Below are 20413 nucleotides of genomic sequence, written 5' to 3'. Positions count from 1 at the left end.
TAATAATCTATAGGTGTAATCTTAAATTTAATTTGAATATATATTTTTATCTTGAATTCATGATAGGAACAGATATAGGTAAAAATCGCCAAATAAAAGATAAAATAAACGAAAAGTTTAACCTATTAAATTTTCAAGGATTAAATGCAATTTCTTGTGAGTGTTCGATGAATAACATACACTGAAGGCGTAAAGTTTACGTCATTTGATAAGGAGTTAAGCGTGTCTTTGGAACAATGCCGAAAATATGAAAATCTTTCTATAGAAGAGACAATCGAAACACTCTCATTACTCTATTCAAATGCCATTGATGCTCTAAGAAATGCAATTGCAACCTACGTTGAAAAGGGCACTATACCGGATGTCAACGCACGAAATAGTGGGTTATTTGCTTACCCTGAACTGTGTGTAACATGGGGTGGTAAGGTTGACCATTGTGAAAAAACGCGAGCTTATGCTCGTTTTGTGAAACAAGGTGACTACAGTATTACCGTGACGCAACCGGAACTGTTTCGTGCCTACCTTGTGGAACAATTGACCATATTCCAACAAGACTATGACGTATCTTTTGCAGTTCGTCCGTCTAAAACAGAGATTCCATATCCATTCGTTATTGACGGTTCTGATCTTATTCTCGATAGAAGTATGAGTAGTAGTTTGGCAGCTCATTTCCCCATCACAGATCTTTCCCATATAAGTGATGATATCACCGATGGTTTATATCATGTGACAGACGATATGCCATTATCCCATTTTGATGCATTGAGAGTTGATTTCTCGTTAGCACGCTTGAAACATTATACGGGCACACCCCCAGAGCATGTTCAGCCCTATATTTTGTTTACGAACTATAATCGCTATGTCGATGAATTTGTTAATTGGGCTTGTGAACAAATTCGTGACCCAGAAAGTCGCTATATTGCATTATCTTGCGTAGGGCATAATTACTTAACTGCTGAAAATGCAGATCCTCAATTTGCCACATCTGATTTAACATGGAAAAAATTCCAAATGCCTGCATATCATCTGATTGCTCGTGATGGTGTGGGAATAACGCTAGTTAACATCGGAGTGGGGCCTTCAAATGCAAAAAATATTTGTGACCATTTGGCGGTATTACGCCCACACACCTGGTTAATGATTGGTCACTGTGGCGGCTTGCGTGAAAGTCAAAAAATTGGTGATTATGTGTTAGCCCACGCTTATTTGCGTGATGACCATATTTTAGATGATGTATTACCGCCAGATATTCCTATTCCAAGTATTGCTGAAGTGCAACGCGCGTTGTATGACGCGACGAAACAAGTGAGTAATATGCCAGGTGAGCTGGTTAAACAGCGCTTACGTACCGGAACAGTGGTCACGACGGATGACCGAAACTGGGAATTGCGTTTTTTTGCAACGGCTCGTCGTTTTAGTCTAAGTCGTGCTGTTGCTGTTGACATGGAAAGTGCCACAATTGCAGCTCAAGGTTACCGTTTCCGTGTGCCTTATGGCACTTTACTTTGTGTTTCAGATAAGCCTATTCATGGTGAAATTAAATTACCGGGGCAAGCGAACAGTTTCTATGAAGGTGCAATATCAGAGCATCTGCAAATTGGGATCCGCGCTATCGACTTATTGAGGCAAGAAGGCGATAAGCTGCACTCCCGAAAATTAAGAACATTTGACGAGCCACCATTTAGATAATATCGAGGATGGAATACGTGATCCCTGAACTTGAAACAGATAGATTAATTTTAGCGAAACATGAAGTTAGTGATTTTTCTGCGCTTTCTCAATTATGGGGACAGCGGTCAATGGTTCAACACATTGGCGGCGTTCCTTCAACTGAACGTGAATCATGGATGCGCATGTTAGCGTACGGTGGGTTATGGCCATTACTTGGATTTGGGTATTGGGCGGTTAGAGAAAAGGGGACAGGGAACTACGTTGGAGACCTTGGGTTTGCCGATTTTCATCGTATTGTTGAGCCACATGTTAAAGGAATTCCTGAAGCTGGGTGGGTGATTGCCCCCGAATATCAAGGTAGAGGTTATGCGACAGAGGCGATGAAGGCCGCATTATCATGGTTGATAGCCCAACAAAAACATCAAGAAAGTATTTGTTTCATCGGACCTCAAAATATTCCATCATTGCGTGTTGCAGAAAAATTGGGGTACACGCAAGACAAAGAAGTGTTTATGAACGGTAGCATCTCAGTATTGTTGCGTAAAAATCTGATTCAATCTTAATTATCCCATTTTCGATAACAGTTAATCCTATTCTTATCCATAGAATAGGATTCATTCCCTTAGTAGACTCTTAAAATTGTTTGGTTAATTTTAAGGTCACTATGTCTAACCATTTTCTTGCATTTGAAAAACCGATTATTGAACTTCAGGAAAAGATTGAAGCTCTGAATGCTTTCAAGCAAAAAGGTCATCCCTCTGAAATAAAGCTTGATGAGGAAATTCAATTATTAGAAAAAAAATGTCATGCACTGACCGAAAATATTTTCGCTTCACTCGGTGCATGGGAAGTCGTGCAACTCGCTCGCCATCCACTACGACCATACACGCTTGATTATATTTCCCTTATATTTACTGAATTTCAAGAATTAGCGGGAGATCGCACATTTGCTGACGACAAAGCACTTGTTGGTGGATTGGCGCGATTAGACGGGCGAGCAGTCATGGTCATCGGGCAGCAAAAAGGGCGAGATACGAAAGAAAAAGTGAAACGTAATTTTGGCATGCCATCCCCTGAAGGATACCGCAAAGCGTTAAGACTAATGAAAATGGCGGAAGGGTTTAAATTGCCCGTTATTACTTTTATTGATTCTGCGGGCGCTTATCCTGGCGTTGGGGCTGAGGAACGGGGTCAAGCAGAAGCTATTGCACGTAATATACAAGAAATGTCCTGTCTCAAAACGCCAATTATTTGTGTGATTACGGGAGAAGGGTGTTCTGGCGGTGCATTAGGAATTGGCGTGGGCGACCGAATTAACATGTTAGAATACAGCACATATGCTGCAATATCCCCAGAAGGCTGTGCGTCTATTTTATGGAAAGATTCCCAGAAGGCACAAATTGCAGCTGAGGTGATGGGTATGACCGCACCGAGGTTAAAAGAGTTAGGAATTATTGACGTTATTATTCCTGAACCTTTAGGTGGTGCTCATCGAAATTATTCATTAGCCGCACAAAATCTGAAGCAGCAACTTATTGAGGATTTAAACCAACTTAGTCTATTAGATGAAGCAGCACTGCTTGAGCAGCGTTACCAAAAAATAATGGAATTTGGTTATTGCTAGTGTTATTAGTGAAGTATTGATTAATGCTGGAATTAGGCTGAAGAATGTCTGTTGATCTTAATTTACTTAAAGTATTTATTGCGGTTGCAACGCAAGGAAGTTTCGCTAATGCAGCAAGGCAACTTTCGATGCCAACATCAAATGTAAGCCGACAAATTAAGTTACTTGAAGGTCAACTTCATTGTCGATTAATTGAACGAACTACACGACAAATGCGCTTAACAGAGCAGGGCACGTTATTACTGAATAAAAGTCAAAAACTGTACTGTGAATTAGATGAGACACTACAGCAAATTAGTGCTCCAGATACATTGAGTGGGACTTTACGGTTAACAATTCCAAGTGAATCTGGCAGTTTATTATTTGCAGATAGTCTGGCTCAATTTGCACTCGCTCACCCCGACCTGACCATTCACTGTGATACGCAGTTAGCGCCGTTAGATGTTATTGGTGATGATGTGGACTTATTACTGACTTTTCATCGAGGTGAATTGATAGACAGTAGCTATCACTCGCAGTTGATTAAATCATGGGAAAGTATTGTCGTCGCCGCGCCTAAGCTTATTGAACAATATGGACAACCCACAACGCTAGATGCATTAAGCCAAATGCCCTGCATCACGAGTTTAAGTGCATTGCAGGGGCAACCATGGGTTTTTATTACGCCTAATGGGCAGTTAAAAAAAATTCATATAAACAGCCAATACCGTGTGAATAGTGGCATCCTTGCCAGCGCTGCGGCAATAAATGGATTGGGGGTGGCAATTCTTTCAAAAGAGGCGTGTCAGTCAGCTGTTCAGGCAGGAAAACTAGTGGAAATTGATATCAATGGGATGCATCCTGCACCGATTGAGCTGCGTGCAATTTATGCGTCAAAGCGTTCACTTTCTCCGAAGATTGATATCTTTTTGACATATTTATTGCAAAATATTTAGGCTGATATCGCTATCAGCCTTTTCTTTGCGAGGTGAGTTATTTATTTTTGCGTAAGCGCAGGGTTAACCCTTTTAAGAGATAACGTAATAGCTGGTCACCACATTCACGATAATTTTTATGTTCAGGATTGCGGAAAATGGCACTCAATTCTGGCTTGGAAACGCGGAAATCAACGGATTGATAAATATCCAGTAGGTCAACGTCTTTTAGTTCAAAAGCAACTCGTAATTTTTTGAAAATAATATTGTTGTTGATTCTAGCTTCAACGTCAGGGGCGGGGCGATTTTCATCTTTACCACGGCGATGGTAAATCAATCCATTCAGAAAGTGACCAAGTACAACGTCATTACATTCAACATAATCAGGGTCGGTATCTTTTTTTAGCCACAGATTCATTTCTTCTTTAGTGACTGTTAGGTCTGCAAGTTTTACGATTGTAACCATCTGAGCGTCGCTCAAATCCAACATATAACGAACACTTCGTAAAACGTAGTTATTTAGCATGGGGTCATTTATCCAACGGATCGATTAAAAAATAAGCTTTGATTAGCTATGAGGTTTTATTATAAAGCAAAGGAGGCTTCCAATGCTTTATAAATTCTTGGCGGGTAGCGATACATTATCGATGACTCAATCTTTCACTGCTATCAAGTTAACCCATAAAGTAAATTAACCCATAGAAAAACACTAATGTTAATCCGACTGTGATGAGCATATTTTTAAGGAAGGATGCCGCCACAACGCAGAATAGTGCTCCCCAGAGATAAGGATTATCAGGAAAACTCCGAAGTTCATGGTTTTCGAGCAAAATGACAGGAGCACAAATTGCAGTTAATAAACAAGGCGCAGAATAGCTGAGTGCTTGTCGTACAATGAGCGGTAACCGTATTGGTAATTGTGGAATAAGAAAAACATAGCGTAGAGAAAAAACGACAGCAGTTAAACTAAGAATTAAAAACCAGATCATTTTTCTTCCCCTAATACGCGAGAAACACCCACTGAGACAAACATTCCACCAACACCCGCAATAACAATTGCACTACTGATTGAATACATTGACAGGGTAATTGCAACAATTAATGAAAAGAGAACTCCACAAGCTGTACTTATTTTCCTCGTGAGTGGAACTACGATGGCTAATAGTGTCGCAACCACCGAAAAATCTAAGTGTAATTTACTTAAATCACCGATTAAATTTGCCATCACAATGCCGCATAAGCTGGTGATGAACCACACGAGATAAAAACTAAAGCCTGCTCCAAATAGATAAGCAAAGCTCAAGGCTTGGCGTTTTGCTGCACTAATCGCAAATAGCTCATCTGTTAATAAAAAGCCAATACTTAAACGCTGTGGCGTTGTGAAGTCTTTAACGTAAGGGCGCATCGTTAGCCCATATAAAAGATGTTGGGATGTGATAAAAAAAACAGAAATCACAATAGTAATATACCCAGCACCGGAATTAAGTAGCCCTAAGGTAACTAATTGAGCCGCACCGGCAAAAACCATTGCGGACATGGCGATGCTTTGCCAGAAAGAAAGACCCGTTTCGATGGCCATAGATCCAGCAAGGATCCCCCAAGGAATAACTGCAAGATTTAACGGTAATGTATGAACTGCTCCATCCATCATTGCACGTTGCCATGGCTTTGATTGTTGAGACGACATTGATGTGCATCCTGTATGTTGAAAATTGAATTCATTAAATAAAAATCTAAAAAAAACAGCATTGATTTATCTACAGGTATTTAGGGTAAAGAATCATTATTTGATACGTTGCAGATATCCATTGTTATATCCTGAAATATTCAACAAATCACTACCTCTATTAATGTCATTTAATTGGTTTTAAATGCTGACTTTTTATTGGTTATTGAATTTTTTTACTGCTTAAGAAATATTTTCAGCATCCTGCTGATTAAATGTTTTTGTTCAATATTTAACTCTGAATTATATCTTTAAGGCTTATGCAATAAACTGCATTTTAGTGGTAATTCTGAAGTTATATATTGTATTATCATTCTTGACTGGTGATATCTTTCATTAAAATTTAAAGGTGTGTATCATAGTATCCATTCAGTATAAATGTGAATTAATTGTTATAACTTTTATTGAGTTAGCGGGTTTCCTATGCTTGAAAATCTGGGTATCACAAACTTATGGACTTACCTTATCGGTGTTATTTTTATTACACTGGTACCAGGACCTAATTCTTTATTTGTTTTAACGAGTAGCGCAAAATATGGTGTAAAGAATGGCTATAAAGCAGCTCTGGGGGTTTTTACTGGCGATGCTTTGCTCATTTTTTTGTCATTTCTAGGTGTTGCGTCTTTAGTCAAAACATCGCCAATCTTTTTTAGTGTGATCAAGTATGCAGGGGCTACCTACTTATTTTACTTAGGTATCAAAACATTATATTCAGTGTTACATAAAAAAGAATCTTCCACAGATGCTAATGAAATTATCTTGGAAACAAAAGGAACATATAAAAAAGCAGTCTTTTTAAGCTTATTGAATCCTAAAATGATCATTTTCTATGTTTCATTTTTTATTCAGTTTATTGATCCTAGCTATCCAAATGCAGGCGTTCCATTTTTCGTATTAGGTGTAATATTAGAAGCCTGTAGTATGTTTTATTTATCTATGCTGATATTTGGTGCCGTTGCTGTAACGAATATGGTGAAACATAATAAGAAACTGTCCAAATTCTCTAATAGTTGTATTGGCGCTGTTTTCTTAATGTTTGGCGCTAAATTAGCGCTAACTGCCTAATAAAATACAAATAATTATTAAAAATAGCTGACAAGTGGGTCAGCTATTTTTTTGTGTTTACTTGGGTACCTTTAACATGTAATTCTTCGCATAGAAATAAACTTGAGCGAGTAATCAAAAATAATTATTGCTCAATTAAAGTATTCACCAAGTATAGAGTGCATTTCATCCTACCAATGCTTTATGTTTCGATCCGCTTGTGTGACAGAGGTGCATTTTGCCAGTAATGGCAGTATCTTTTTCTTCAAGTCATCCATTAGGCTATAAATTACAGGTACAAACAACAAACTGAGCACTGTAGAACTCATTAATCCACCGATGACCGCAATTGCCATCGGGGCTCTAAATCCGGCATCCGCACCTGTTGTAAGCACTAAAGGAACCATTCCCGCAATCATAGCAAATGTGGTCATAATAATAGGACGGATTCGTTCTTGCCCAGCTTCGATAATGGCTTCTTGTCTATTTAATCCTGAACGCTCTTTTTCAAGAATAAATTCAACTAAAAGAATCGAGTTTTTAGTGACGATCCCCATCAACATTAAAATACCAATGATAACCGGGAGATCTATCATGGCGCCATACAACACTAAAGCAATAATGGCACCGCCAATGGAGAATGGAAGAGCAACTAAAATTGTTATAGGTTGCATGAAATCCTTAAACAAAATAATGAGTATGGCAAACACTAATAACACACTAAAAAACATAGTTGTACTGAACCGCTCAAACATATCCAGCATAAATTCCATATCCCCATACTCTAATGGTTCAATGCTTTTTGGCAGTGACTGATATTCAGGAAGAGTAGTTACACTTTCTAATGCTTCACCAAGTGATAATCCGTCTAAATTTCCTTCAATAGACATTTTTCTCGCACGATTAATACGATCAATTTGTGATGGACCATCGCTAAAATCAATATGGGTAACCGATTTAATTGGGACCGTTTTTTCACCATCGCTTCGGACATAGAGATTATTTAAGACATCCGCATCATTTTTTTGGTTGTCAGGCAAAATAACTTGTAACGTGAGTTGTCTTTCTGGCAAATTAAATTTTGCACTACGAGAGTTATTTTCACCCATAGTCGCAATTCTTAATGTGCTAGCTATTTCTTCCACATTAACTGCAGTTCGACCTAAATCTTGTAAATTAGGGGTGACAATAAGCTCTTTTCGTAAAAGAGGTTTAATAACACGGACATTATTAATACCTTTAATGTTAGCGATGCTATCCCGCAGTTTATGCATCTGAGTTTCTAGCTCTTTTGGATTAGCGCCAGTAAAGGTTAATGAAAATTCTTTGCTACCATCACTGTTACTGAAGGTATAACGGGCATCGGGCGTTTGTTGTAAGAAATGCGCAATTGAATTCTCAAATTGTTTTTGTGACATTTCGCGTTCATTTGGGGAGGTTAATGTCAGAATTATCTGACCCTTATGTTGAGCTATTCCATCGGCATCATCGCTTATACCTGCAATGGTATAAATTGATTCAACTTCAGTACGTTCTTTCAATTTTTCCGCCATATTCCGAACCGCTTTTTGTGTTTCTTCAACGGGTGTTCCGGGCGGGAGCTCAACGTCAATCTGGCTAACACTAATATCACCGTTAGGCATAAAGCCAATGGGTAAATAAGCAATACTGGAAATGGAGCCGATTAGAAAGATGAAAGCAAGCGAAAGCGCAATTTTCCTATGCTTTAATGTCATCATTAACAAGCGAGTATATCGATTTATCCAGTTAGGAATAATGTGTTTACTCTGCTGTTTTTTAGTCGGTAACAGTAAATAGGCTGCCATTAATGGCGTGACTAAGCGAGCAACTAATAAGGAAGACAAAACAGCCGCAGAGACAGTAATGCCAAATGGTACGAAGTATTTACCAACGAAGCCGCCAATAAAGCTAACCGGCAAAAAGACTGCAATGATAGTTAACGTTATAGCAACAATGGCAAAACCGATAGCATCTGATGCTTTCAATGCAGCTAAATAAGGGCGTTCACCTCGTTCGATATATTTTTGAATATTTTCAATTTCAACAATAGCATCGTCCACTAAAATACCGATGACTAATGTCAAAGCAAGTAGGGTAATGCTATTAAGTGAATAGCCAAATATAGCTAAAACAAAAAAAGTAGGAAGAATGGATAATGGTAACGCTATTGCAGCGATTAACGTTGCACGCCAACTTTTTAGAAAGAAAAGCACAATAATAATGGTTAAGAAGGCACCTTCTAATAATGTTTGGATAGTTAAATAGTAACTTGATTCAGTATACTTTACAGTTGATGAGACTAGTTGGATGGTAATATCTGGGTGTTTCAGTTTTAATTTATCAAGTTCATATGCAACATTATTTGCCACAGCAGTATCACTAGAACCTTTCGCACGAAATACAGCAAAGCCTACTACATTGTCACCATTTAATTGGGAAATGGTTTTGGTTGTTTTTTGACCTTGGTAAATTGACGCGATATCCCCTAATTTAATCCATTGCTGGTTGCCAATAGGTAACTGGATATTCTTAATTTCATCTATATCCTTTTTTTCGCCTAAAATCCTAATTGTATGTTGCAAGTCATTGTATTTAGATGAGCCGCCAGAAGAATTTTGATGAATGCTTCTTAGTAACTCATTTATATCTGCTATTGAGAGTTGCAATGCCGCTAATTTATTGGCGTCAGGTTCAATACGTACAACACTGTCAGCGCCGCCAAGTCGACTCACTTTTTGTACACCCGGAGCCATAATTAACTGTTTACTGACGGTGTCATCAATAAACCATGATAAGTCGGCGATAGATTGACGATTAGAGGAAACCGCATAACGAAGTATTGCACCACCTTCAACATCAATGCGATTAATTAATGGTTCATCAATGGATTGGGGTAAGTCACTGCGGATCTGTGCAATTTGTTCACGAATATCATTTGTTGCGATATAGGCATCGATCGTTAAATCAAACTCAACCGTTGTGGTAGAAATTCCTTCTGTAATTGTTGATGTAAGATGTCGAATTCCAGGAATGCCCGATATTGCCCGCTCAACGGGTTTTGTAATCGCATTTTCCATTTCGGTTGGAGAGGAACCATCTTGAGTAATTGTCACCGTTACAATCGGAAAATTAATAACAGGATTGGCGGTCACAGGTAATTGATTGAATGAAAATATTCCCGCAACCGTCAGCGCTAAAAAAATAACAAGAGTAGGAATTGGTCGGGTAATTGCCCATGAAGATAACTGCAGTTTCATTGTCTATCCTTTACTGGACTCACCGTATCATTTTCCGTTAAAAATGCTTGGGCATTTGTTACGACAAATATATCGCTAGAAATAGGCGATAAGATTTCTATACGACCATTGTGAATTTTTCCAGTGGTGACTTTTTGTTGTTTCACTTTATTGTTAACAACAATAAATATAATCCTTTCGCCATTATCTAATGTGCGAATGGCGCTGTATGGAAGTGTAGTTTGCAGTTTTTCTGCATTGGAAATAATGGCGGTACCGGATTCACCCGCTTGAAGATTGTCTCTATTTTCATCAAGTGAAATGCGAATTCGTCCTTGTTGTGAAATAGGATCTATTTTCGGGGATAAGTAACGTAATTTACCTGTAATTATTTGATTATTTAATGTTTTTAATTGAATGCGCTCAAGGCTTGATAAGCGCTTTAATTCAGAAATATGCGCTAAAGCATCAAATTCAATTTCACCATTTTCAATGATTTTAAATAGCAATTGGTTATCCGATAACATTCCTCGAATAGCATGCCGCTCACTGATTACTCCTGAAATAGGCGCCACAATACGTGATTTTTCTTGCTGACTTTTTTCTTTTACAAGCTGTGCTTGTAACTGGCGTAGCTCTGCTTTGTTAGCGTCTAGGAGTGCAAGTGCAGCTAATGACTCTGATTTCGCTTTCTCGAAATCATTGGTAGAAATAGCACCTGTTTTAGCAAGTGGTGTAAGGCGAGAGAGCTCTTTTTGAGCTTGTTCTGCCACCACTTTTTGCTGCTTAATATATGCAGTTGCTTTTTCAGTCTCGGCTTGAAGTTGGCTAACCGATGCATTTTGAATCGGAGATTCTAATATCGCGAGCAACTGATTTTTCTCGACCCATTGACCTTCCTCAACCAAAACATCAATCACCATTTGTTGTTGCAATGGTGAACCAATAGCGATCTCATTTCTTGCAACGAACGTCCCCGGTAGCGAAAAAGTTTCCGCATAGGTGGTCTGCTCGGGGGAAGTCACATTTAATCGTACTGTTTCAGACAATGAAGCGGGAGAAATAAATAATGAGTAAAGCAGTATCAAGGTAATACTTAGACGTATCATAGGTCCACACATGTCAATAGTGATATTGGTGTAAATTAATGAAATTGTCTGAGCATTACCATAAACCAACATTAAACCTTAATTTTCCGTTAAGGTTAGTAATTTCAATACTTAACGCGCAAAGTATTTTGAACCAGCCACACAAAGAATAACGCCAAGTGTCGAAGTTATCATGACACTATTAACGGATTCATTGAGTAGCCAAGCAGAAAGAACTAAGCCGATAAAAGGTTGTAATAACTGCAATTGACTTACGCCAGAAATCCCACCATCCGCTAGACCTCGGTACCAAAAAAAGAAACCAATTAACATACTAAATAGAGATACGTAAGCGAGCCCCATCCATGCCTCAAATGAGACAGTGGAAAATGTAGTTGGTAGTCGCCAAAAGCTGAATATCAGCATGATTGGTAATGCGAGAACCAAAGCCCAACAAATAACTTGCCAGCTACCTAATGATTTTGAGAGTACGGTGCCTTCTGCATAACCCAGCCCACAGACAATGACCGCAATGACCATATACAAATCGCCTTGCCATGCGTGTGTTGCACCTTGAAGAATTGCGAAGCCGATTACAAATAAACTTCCCATGATTGAAAACAACCAGAATAATTTGCGAGGGCGCTCGCCTGCGCGTAATACACCAAATAAAGCAGTAGACAGCGGAAGTAAGCCCAAATATACAATGGAGTGAGAGGAGCTAATGTACTGTAATGCAAGTGCGGTTAAAAATGGAAAACCGAGTACCACACCTAAGGAAACAATGAAAAGTGGAGCAATTTTTTGTTTTGTTGGTATTTTTTGGCGTAGAACTATCAGAATAATGAGAGCCAAGATCCCAGCAATGGTAGCGCGTAAGATGGTTAAATAATCAGGTGTAAAGCCACTGATAGCCAGCTTGGTTGCAGGTAACGATCCGCTAAAAATAACGATACCTATAAAGCCATTAATCCAACCTCGTGTGGTCTGAGAGGTAGAAGGTATGGTCGTGTGATTTGAGGTTAACGATTTATTTTGATTCATAATTGACCGTTGTTATTTGTCATGGAGTTTTGCAAAACTAATCGACATAATCATGACAATCAAAAAATTGTCATAGGTACAATTTCATGACACAAAATCGTTATAAGCAGTATGTTGATTCAATCTCAGCACAGATCATGAATGGGGAATTAAAAGTAGGAACCCGTTTACCGACTCACCGGCAGTTTGCAGAAAAATCCGGTATTTCTTTAGTGACCGCTTCACGGGTCTATCGCGAACTCATTGAAAAGGGATTGATTATAGGAGAAACAGGAAGAGGAACATTTGTTAGAGATATCAATCTATTACCTAAGCTGAGTATTGAACAAGATGTTGCTAAAAATACATTGGATCTCAACTTCAGTTACCCAATAGCTAAAGAACAGACCAAGCTCTTGCGTGAATCTCTGAGGGAGATTGCAGTTGGTGGTGATTTGGAAGGTATTCTTTATTATCAGCAACATACAGGAAGAGAACATGAAAGAAAAACCGTTGCTAACTATTTGAAACAGCGCGGACTGACTCATGCTTCAGTAGATACAGTCGCTTTAGTGAGTGGTGGGCAACATGGTCTAGCAACCATTATTTTGGGTATGTTTAGCCCTGGAGACATTATTGCGGTAGATGCACTCACTTACCCTGGATTTAAAGCTCTCGCGAAAATGTATCACTTAGAGTTGATATCAGTGCCTACGACCGAAAATGGTCCTAACTTACAGGCATTAGAAAAACTGTGTCAGCAAAGAAAATTTCGGGCGTACTATGCCATGCCGACACTGCACAATCCGTTGGGTTGGGTAATGAATTTATCTGATCGCAAAAAGTTAGTTGCTTTAGCAAAGCAGTACCAATTCTTCTTAATTGAAGACGGTTCTTATGCGTTTTTACAGCGACCTGCGGTTGTTCCGTTAGCAACGCTTGCACCAGAAATTACGTTTTATACGACGGGTTTTTCGAAAAATATTGCCACCGGATTACGGGTAGGAGCCGTGTTGGCACCACAGCAATATATTGAGAATATAGAGCGTATTATTCGTATTACAACGTGGAATACACCAGCAATAACGACTGCCATCTTATGTGATTGGATTGAGAAAGGTGAAGTCGACAGTATTGAAAGAGATAAACGGCGAGATGCAAAAATTCGGCAAAAAATAGTCCAGCAGATTTTTGTCGATATACCTTATATTGCGCATCCTGCCAGTTATTTTGTCTGGTTACCGTTACCTGAAGGTGTACGTGCAGATATCGTGGTTAGTGAGTTAAAAAAACAGCATATTGCTATTAGCAGTGCGGAATCTTATAGCACGTCTAATAAGACGCCGCAGGCGTTAAGAGTTGCAATTAGTACCTTATCCCATGAAGAATTGACGGTGGCACTACAGGCAATTAGGCATGTTATTTTGTACTTGATTGATTTATAGGTCCAATTACTTTAAGGAAAAAAGAGTGGAGCAAGTTAAACATTTCACAGCAACGGCGATGATCTGCAATCGACAAGGTGAGTTTCTTTTACATGAACACCCTAAATTGGGAATTTGGTTACCACCAGGAGGTCATGTCGACCCGAATGAAGAGCCGCAAGAGGCGGTTGTACGCGAAGTGTTGGAAGAAACAAGGTTACATTGCAAAGTGATTGATTGCCGCTACCCACTGCAAGCACAAGTTAATCATTCAGGTCAGACTGACTCCTTGCCCATCCCATTAGCTATTTTAAAAGAACGTATTGCCGATAAGCATCAAGGAGAACATTGGCATATCGATATGGTTTATTTATGTGAGTTACTAGAAAGTGATGCTCAATGTCATACGGATTTTCACTGGGTGTCTCTCCATCAAATGCGTCACTTAAATCTACCTAACGATGTGTATGAGCTTGCGATCATGGTTAATGAGTTTTATCAAGAAAAGTCGTCTCCTAGGTTTAGATGATTCAAACTGACTATGAAATATTAAAAAACAGTAATGAAACACCTAAGACAATTAATAAAGCTCCGATCACTTTATCCATAACGAATTGATATTGTAGAATTTTGTTTCTAATTAATGGAGATGAAAAAAATAAAGCTATTAAGCTAAACCATAGCCAGTGCACAAAGGAAATAAATACGCCATAGCTGAAATTAAGCCATTGGGAATTACCTGTTTGGATCACTTGCGTATAGATAGAAATAACGAAAAACATAGTTTTCGGATTGAGTGCATTGGTTAGAAAACCCGTCTTGAAGGCTGTTAATGAGGTCTGGGCTGAGACAGGGCTAAGGTTATGGCTCGTGTTGATCGCTATTTTGTTTGTCAGGGACTTGAAGCCGATATAGACCAAGTAACCGACACCGAGAAGTTTGACGGCCATAAATAATGTGGGAGAGCTCATAATGATTAGCGTTACACCAAAAATAGTGTACAACACATGGACTTGAACACCCGCAGCAATACCAAGGGCACATAATAAACCCGTTTTAGTGCCATAAGAGTAGCTATTTCTCGTGACCATAGCAAAGTCGGGACCTGGGCTAATAACAGCCAAAATAGTTATTGTTGCAACGGCGATGAGTTCATTCATAGTGGGGTCCTAATTGTAATGAAAGCTGACGTAAATATTGATAAATAACAAATGAATTAAATAAACTTGATTATTGATTATCAATAGATTGTAGATATTAAAAAAGCGATTTATTCTCACAAAAATCTGTTTGTTTTCATTACTTATTTGGATGCTAAGTGACCAACATTATGAAATTACCACCATTAACCGCATTACGCTTTTTTGATATGGCTGCACGTTATGAAAGCTTTGTTAAAGCTGCTCAGGAGCTACATATCACGCACAGTGCGATTAGCCGTCAGATAAGATTGCTCGAGGAATACCTTGGCGTAGCGTTGTTTGAGCGCCGTAATCGAGCTGTTTTTTTGACGGCTGAAGGTAAATTATTATTTCAAACAACCGCAAACATGTTTCAGCAGCTGGCTGAGACAGTAGAGAAAATAATTCATCATCCTCAAAGCCAAATGGTGAGCTTATCGTGTGAACCCACTATCGCAATGAAATGGCTGATACCGCGGTTAACTCGGTTTTATCAACAGCATCCTGAAATTACAGTGCACTTAGTTGCAGCTGGTGGACCGATTGATTTTGCCAAAACGGGGACTGACCTTGCACTTCGTCGCAATGATTTCATATGGAGTGATAATATTTATGCGACAAAAATATGTGCTGAATGGATGGGGGTTGTAAAAAAATTGGGTGACCAGCCATATACGGATATGCCATTACTTGTACCGTCATCACGTCCCAATGTTTGGCAAACATGGCAATCTCGCAGTGGGATCAATTTACAAAAGAATAAACGAATCAGTTTTGAACATTTTTATCTTTGCTTACAGGCAGCTTTAGCTGGGCAAGGGGCGGCTATCGCATCATTTCTAATGGTTGCAGATGAAATTGAAACAAAACAATTAATTGCTCCTGAAGGCTTCATTGAAGATGGATCAGCGTATTATTTACTTTCAGCAAAAGAGACAAACGCGAATACCCCTGTCGCAATTTTTAAATCATGGTTAGAAGAGAACGTTAGACAAAGCTTGTTAATGACTCAGCAATCGGTATAAAAATTGTATAATTTTAAGGGGTTGGTCATTAAATCATCGAACCTACTGATGCAGTGAAGATTTTATGCCCTAACTATTTCTCTGCGTGCTATATTTCCCAGAATCGTTTTGGTGTCTTTATGTTGGAGTGAATAATGAGCAAAATTCGGGTTGGTGTCATTTTTGGTGGAAAATCTACCGAGCATGAAGTTTCGTTGCAATCAGCTAAAAATATTATTAATGGATTAGACCGTAGTAAATTTGATGTATGCCTGATTGGTATTAATAAAGAAGGGCAATGGCATGAGTATGATGAAGCAAACTTCCTGCTACATGGTGATGATCCTGCTCATATTGCGTTAAATACACCAAAACGCAGTATTGCAATTGTTCCTGGTAAACAGAGTGAACAATTCATTTCTTTAGAAGATGCAAAACCGCTCCCGCAAATTGATGTTATTTTTCCAATCGTCCACGGTAACTTAGGTGAAGATGGTTCTTTGCAAGGGTTGTTGCGTATGGCGAATCTACCTTTTGTAGGTCCGGGTGTTTTAGGTTCTTCCGCATGTATGGATAAGGATGTCACTAAGCGCCTACTAAGAGATGCCGGGTTACATATTGCACCATTTATCACGATATTAAAAAGTGGGCGTGATGAAATCAGCTACTTAGCGACGGTTGAAAAACTGGGCTTACCATTATTTATTAAACCTGCTAACCAAGGGTCATCAGTTGGGATCAGTAAAGTTAATAATGAAAGCGAGTTTAACGCGGCATTAGATTTTGCATTTTTATTTGATGTAAAAGTGCTGATTGAAAGCGCAGTGAAAGGTCGTGAAATTGAGTGTGCAGTGCTTGGAAATGAGCATCCACTTGCAAGCCCATGTGGCGAAATTGTGTTGCATGATAGCTTCTATGCTTACCATACTAAATATATTGATGAAAATGGAGCATCCGTTGTTGCCCCAGCAGATCTAGAGCATGATATTAGTGATAAAATTCGGGCGATTGCGCTAGAAGCATATCAAGCATTGAATTGCAGTGGTATGTCCCGTGTTGATGTGTTTTTAACAGAAAACAACGATGTTGTGATTAATGAAATCAATACATTACCAGGATTTACTAATATCAGCATGTATCCAAAGTTATGGCAGCAAGGTGGCATGACTTATCAAGAATTGATCAGCCGGTTAATTGAGCTGGGAATTGAAAAATTCGAGCAAACAGCGGCTTTAAAAACGGCCTGCGATGAAATTTAGTTTCTAATTTTTTCTACTAGTATTGCCGATAGCCAGTCGCTATCGGCATTACTGATCATCACATCAAGCCATTAATGCATTGTGTTTTTGTTACACCAAACATAATTGATATAACGAAACAGTGGCTCAAATCCAAATTTTCTATATAAGTCAAAACCTGCTTCAGAAGCATCTAAGAAACAATGTTCCACACGTTGTTGACGGCAAAATGCTAGCGCATAGTCAATGAGTTGGGATGCGTAGCCCTTACCCTGAAATTTAGGTTCGGTGCCAATGTCATCAAAACGTGCTAACTCACCTTCAATAGTCACAGTCATTGATGTCGCGGGTTCACCATTGACTAAGAGAACAAAATGGAATTGAGGAGCACCTTGTTGAAGAGCATCTTCATGGTAGCGGACATATTCTTGGATCACTAAATCGTGTTCTTCTGAAAGGTAAAAAGCAGAAACTAATGGTTTTGCCCAAAGGGACAAATCATGGTTGGCTAATACTATATCTACTTGATTATCTGGTAAATTAACTTCTTTTTGCTGTGATAAAGTTAATGCCATTGCTGTGGTGACGCTGTCACGCTTATAGTTAAGTGCTTCAATATCATCAATCACTTTTGGTAGCATTTCTTCTGGAATAACCAAGGTATGATTTTTTTTCTGCGACACAAACAGGTTATAAGCTTGCATAAATGCGTGATGGGTCGAATCTGGCTGCAAATAGATAAAATTAAATGCGGGGGAATTTAACGGAGTTAAATAACAAATTGTATGTTGTGCAATCTGGATACTGTGCTCACAAATCGAAGTCCAAAACGTCTTTTCGATCGATTGGTAATGTCGTAAATAGTAGAGCGGTATATTCATTAGTCAGTTACCTGATACAAAATGTGTTAGTCAAAAATGGGGTAAATAATCAATCTGATCCCATGTAAAATTCTGTTAACTTATTGGTAGTAAAGCTGTTGATACTTATCTACTGATAATAACTAAACCTCTAAAATCGGCAACTGTTGCCGCAGTTGTCATTCTATCTTTAGTCTTAGCTCTCATTATTATGCAACGCTTACAGTGCTTTTTAGCAATATCTATAAAGTAAATCTGAGGATAAATTAAGGCGTTTCGTGCGATATGCAGATAATTTGTTATTTAATGCTATCCTACGACAAGCACTTAATTTATAAAAAACTATATAACTCAATGATATTATCTATAAATGCGTTGTTATGATAGCGAAAATAAAGAGATCGTACCTGCATAAACATGCTTAATCTTGTGAGAAAAATAGCATAAATAACGAAATAGAAGACAGCATGCATCAACATATTGTTTTAGAAGACAAAAAATAGAGGAGTCGGATTGCGGATATGAAAAGAATCATATTAGGCATTGTACTTTTAGCGAGCTATTCGATGTTTGCCAAATCAGCGAATGACAATTTCGAGATGCAAACACTGAAAATTGATAAAAAAGAGATCCACTATTATTTGCTAAAGAGTCAGTCAAATTCATCGAAAGAACTCTTAGTATTAATTCAAGGTTCTGACTGCAAAAGTGTCGTAAATAACCAAAATATGATTAAGAATTTTAGGGCGGTATTACCTAATAGTGACGTTCTATTGGTGGAAAAAACAGGGTTAAACGCCCAAATAGGACAAAATGGTGAAGAAGTTTCAGAAGATGAGTGCCCTGTAGAATACATGAGGAATGATTCTTATTTTGAGCGTGTGGATAATTATATTGCTGTGTTAAATCAACTAAAACCTCAGTATCAATATATTGTTTTACTTGGAGGAAGCGAAGGGGCAATTATTACCAATATTATCGCGTCTAAGGTCAATTTTATTGATGCTGCGATTTCGTTAAATGGTGGCGGACAGTTTTTTATTAATGATGTGTTTTATAGCATTAAAAAGAGTGTTCCCCCCGAAGAAGTAGACGGTGCAATTGAAGGATTTAACCAGTTTGCAAATGCTGTATTGCATGAACACTTAGAGGACAATCAATTTCCGAGTGGGCATGGGCAAAATTGGTGGTATGAAGCATTAACTATTGATAATAAAAAACTATTGCAAGGTGTACATAAACCGCACTTAGTGATTCAAACTCTTGCAGATACGAATGTCGATGTTGAAGGGGCAAAAAAAATGATGGATGAGGTAAAAAATCCTAATATTACCTATAAAACCTATTCAACATTGGACCATTATTTTCAAAATAGTCAGGGTAATAATCAATCATCTAGTGTTATCAAGGATATTCAAGATTGGTATGCAGGGATAAACAAACAAAAATAAACCCGCCTTTACGCCCAACTCCGATAGAGCAGAGTTGGACGTAATTGATTTTATTCTGAAATATAGCTGTGATATTTAAATATCGATTTAAATCCAAGTTTTTGATATACCGATAAACCATCGCTAGACGCTTCCAAATAGCACTGCTTGATTCTATGTTGACTACAAATCTGTAAAGCATATTTAATCAATGTCGTGGCAAATCCTTGCCTCTGGAATTCAATGTCTGTACCAATATCATCTAAGCGCGCAATGTCATTGTGTAGCGTGAGTGTTAGTGATGATACTGGGGTCTGCTGATTAAATGAGACAAAATGCATGATATTGATTTGCTTGTCCAACGCACGCTGATGATAGCGAATATATTCATCAATAATGGATTCATCATTATCGCAATCTAGTTCATTGACTACAGGAAACGCAGTAATAAGCGGTTTTGACCAGTCTGAGAGATTATGATTACTAAGCTTTATATCATAGCCATCTGGTAACTGGTTTCCCGTTTTGAATTCATTCCCCGTAAGTTCAAATACCATCGCTGTTGATTCACCATCATCAATAAGATCATGTTGTTGTATACAATGTGAGAACTTGGGTAATTCATCGGTGTGAACAACTAAAATATAGGGTTTTGAATGTTGTTGAAACAATGTATTTGCCGCTTCAAAGCCAGCAATAGTTGCTCCTGAATGCAAGTAAATATAATTAAAAGCGGGAGTTTTTAGCTCAGTAAAATAGGCAAACGTATTTGGCTCTACATGATGCGTCTTTAGGCTGATAGCAGACCAAAAAATATCTTCTAATAAGTAAAAACACGCTTCGTTGTGAGTCATTTCATGGTGTCCTAATAAATTAACTGAACGTTTCTAGTCTATTGAGAAAATTGAGATTGCTGACACTATGGTACA

At 38.4% G+C, this 20413-nt stretch carries 19 protein-coding genes; 10 read left to right on the top strand and 9 right to left on the bottom strand.

Features of this window, described 5'->3' with window-relative positions; translation table 11 throughout:
* Positions 1 to 261 precede the first annotated feature (261 nt).
* The 4 genes from PR766_RS05310 (at position 262) to PR766_RS05295 (ending at position 4230) form a co-directional block, all read left to right on the top strand.
* Positions 262 to 1689 (top strand): AMP nucleosidase, encoded by a 1428-nt coding sequence (locus PR766_RS05310; RefSeq protein ID WP_442959950.1) that lies wholly within the window; start codon positions 262 to 264, stop codon positions 1687 to 1689.
* Positions 1690 to 1697: 8 nt separating this feature from the next.
* Positions 1698 to 2234, top strand: a complete 537-nt coding sequence (locus tag PR766_RS05305) for a GNAT family N-acetyltransferase (RefSeq protein WP_036963619.1) — start codon at positions 1698 to 1700, stop codon at positions 2232 to 2234.
* Positions 2235 to 2335: 101 nt separating this feature from the next.
* Complete coding sequence (gene accA, locus PR766_RS05300; RefSeq protein WP_154636609.1) at positions 2336 to 3295, top strand: acetyl-CoA carboxylase carboxyl transferase subunit alpha; 960 nt, start codon at positions 2336 to 2338, stop codon at positions 3293 to 3295.
* A gap of 44 nt (positions 3296 to 3339) precedes the next feature.
* Positions 3340 to 4230, top strand: a complete 891-nt coding sequence (locus PR766_RS05295; RefSeq protein ID WP_036965713.1) for a LysR family transcriptional regulator — start codon at positions 3340 to 3342, stop codon at positions 4228 to 4230.
* Positions 4231 to 4267: 37 nt separating this feature from the next.
* Here the strand turns inward: PR766_RS05295 and PR766_RS05290 are convergent, their stop codons facing one another.
* The 3 genes from PR766_RS05290 to PR766_RS05280 form a co-directional block, all read right to left on the bottom strand.
* Positions 4268 to 4735, bottom strand: coding sequence for a DUF1456 family protein (locus PR766_RS05290; RefSeq protein ID WP_036963622.1), 468 nt, complete (start codon positions 4733 to 4735; stop codon positions 4268 to 4270).
* A gap of 148 nt (positions 4736 to 4883) precedes the next feature.
* On the bottom strand, positions 4884 to 5198 hold the full coding sequence (locus PR766_RS05285) for an AzlD domain-containing protein (protein WP_006661772.1): 315 nt from the start codon (positions 5196 to 5198) through the stop codon (positions 4884 to 4886).
* The gene (locus PR766_RS05280; RefSeq protein ID WP_006659853.1) at positions 5195 to 5896 is read right to left on the bottom strand and encodes an AzlC family ABC transporter permease; all 702 of its coding nucleotides are present in this window, start codon (positions 5894 to 5896) and stop codon (positions 5195 to 5197) included. Before PR766_RS05280 ends, PR766_RS05285 begins: the two co-directional genes overlap by 4 nt.
* 462 nt (positions 5897 to 6358) lie before the next feature.
* On the opposite strand from PR766_RS05280, the gene leuE reads away from it, so the two are divergent.
* The gene (gene leuE / locus PR766_RS05275; RefSeq protein ID WP_006659852.1) at positions 6359 to 7000 is read left to right on the top strand and encodes a leucine efflux protein LeuE; all 642 of its coding nucleotides are present in this window, start codon (positions 6359 to 6361) and stop codon (positions 6998 to 7000) included.
* Between the two features lie 170 nt (positions 7001 to 7170).
* Here the strand turns inward: leuE and PR766_RS05270 are convergent, their stop codons facing one another.
* The 3 genes from PR766_RS05270 to PR766_RS05260 form a co-directional block, all read right to left on the bottom strand.
* The gene (locus tag PR766_RS05270) at positions 7171 to 10257 is read right to left on the bottom strand and encodes an efflux RND transporter permease subunit (protein WP_154636608.1); all 3087 of its coding nucleotides are present in this window, start codon (positions 10255 to 10257) and stop codon (positions 7171 to 7173) included.
* Positions 10254 to 11345: an efflux RND transporter periplasmic adaptor subunit gene (locus PR766_RS05265; RefSeq protein ID WP_224063795.1), complete on the bottom strand. Its 1092-nt coding sequence runs from the start codon at positions 11343 to 11345 to the stop codon at positions 10254 to 10256. The genes PR766_RS05270 and PR766_RS05265 overlap by 4 nt, the downstream gene beginning before the upstream one ends.
* Before the next feature lie 111 nt (positions 11346 to 11456).
* Positions 11457 to 12368, bottom strand: coding sequence for a DMT family transporter (locus PR766_RS05260; RefSeq protein ID WP_036963629.1), 912 nt, complete (start codon positions 12366 to 12368; stop codon positions 11457 to 11459).
* Between the two features lie 86 nt (positions 12369 to 12454).
* Here PR766_RS05260 and PR766_RS05255 point away from each other — a divergent pair, with 86 nt between their 5' ends.
* A complete protein-coding gene (locus tag PR766_RS05255) occupies positions 12455 to 13792 on the top strand; it encodes an aminotransferase-like domain-containing protein (RefSeq protein ID WP_154629754.1) in 1338 nt (445 codons plus the stop codon).
* 25 nt (positions 13793 to 13817) lie between these two features.
* On the top strand, positions 13818 to 14300 hold the full coding sequence (locus tag PR766_RS05250; protein ID WP_006661765.1) for an NUDIX hydrolase: 483 nt from the start codon (positions 13818 to 13820) through the stop codon (positions 14298 to 14300).
* Positions 14301 to 14310: 10 nt separating this feature from the next.
* On the opposite strand, the gene PR766_RS05245 is transcribed toward PR766_RS05250, so the two are convergent.
* On the bottom strand, positions 14311 to 14931 hold the full coding sequence (locus PR766_RS05245; RefSeq protein ID WP_154636607.1) for a LysE family translocator: 621 nt from the start codon (positions 14929 to 14931) through the stop codon (positions 14311 to 14313).
* Between the two features lie 170 nt (positions 14932 to 15101).
* Here PR766_RS05245 and PR766_RS05240 point away from each other — a divergent pair, with 170 nt between their 5' ends.
* The gene (locus tag PR766_RS05240) at positions 15102 to 15977 is read left to right on the top strand and encodes a LysR family transcriptional regulator (RefSeq protein WP_006659845.1); all 876 of its coding nucleotides are present in this window, start codon (positions 15102 to 15104) and stop codon (positions 15975 to 15977) included.
* Between the two features lie 134 nt (positions 15978 to 16111).
* Positions 16112 to 17215 carry a D-alanine--D-alanine ligase gene (gene ddlA, locus PR766_RS05235; protein WP_036963635.1) on the top strand — a complete coding sequence of 368 codons (1104 nt, stop codon included), beginning with the start codon at positions 16112 to 16114 and terminating at the stop codon, positions 17213 to 17215.
* A gap of 71 nt (positions 17216 to 17286) precedes the next feature.
* On the opposite strand, the gene PR766_RS05230 is transcribed toward ddlA, so the two are convergent.
* Positions 17287 to 18075, bottom strand: a complete 789-nt coding sequence (locus tag PR766_RS05230) for a GNAT family N-acetyltransferase (RefSeq protein WP_006661761.1) — start codon at positions 18073 to 18075, stop codon at positions 17287 to 17289.
* Positions 18076 to 18575: 500 nt separating this feature from the next.
* Between PR766_RS05230 and PR766_RS05225 the strand changes: the two genes are divergently transcribed.
* A complete protein-coding gene (locus PR766_RS05225) occupies positions 18576 to 19505 on the top strand; it encodes an acyl-CoA thioester hydrolase/BAAT C-terminal domain-containing protein (RefSeq protein ID WP_036963637.1) in 930 nt (309 codons plus the stop codon).
* 50 nt (positions 19506 to 19555) lie between these two features.
* On the opposite strand, the gene PR766_RS05220 is transcribed toward PR766_RS05225, so the two are convergent.
* On the bottom strand, positions 19556 to 20338 hold the full coding sequence (locus PR766_RS05220) for a GNAT family N-acetyltransferase (protein WP_154636606.1): 783 nt from the start codon (positions 20336 to 20338) through the stop codon (positions 19556 to 19558).
* Positions 20339 to 20413 lie beyond the last annotated feature (75 nt).

It is taken from the genome of Providencia sp. PROV208 (genome assembly GCF_028479465.1).
In the GTDB taxonomy this organism is placed as follows: domain Bacteria; phylum Pseudomonadota; class Gammaproteobacteria; order Enterobacterales; family Enterobacteriaceae; genus Providencia; species Providencia alcalifaciens.
This window is presented reverse-complemented; position numbering and strand designations above follow the sequence as displayed.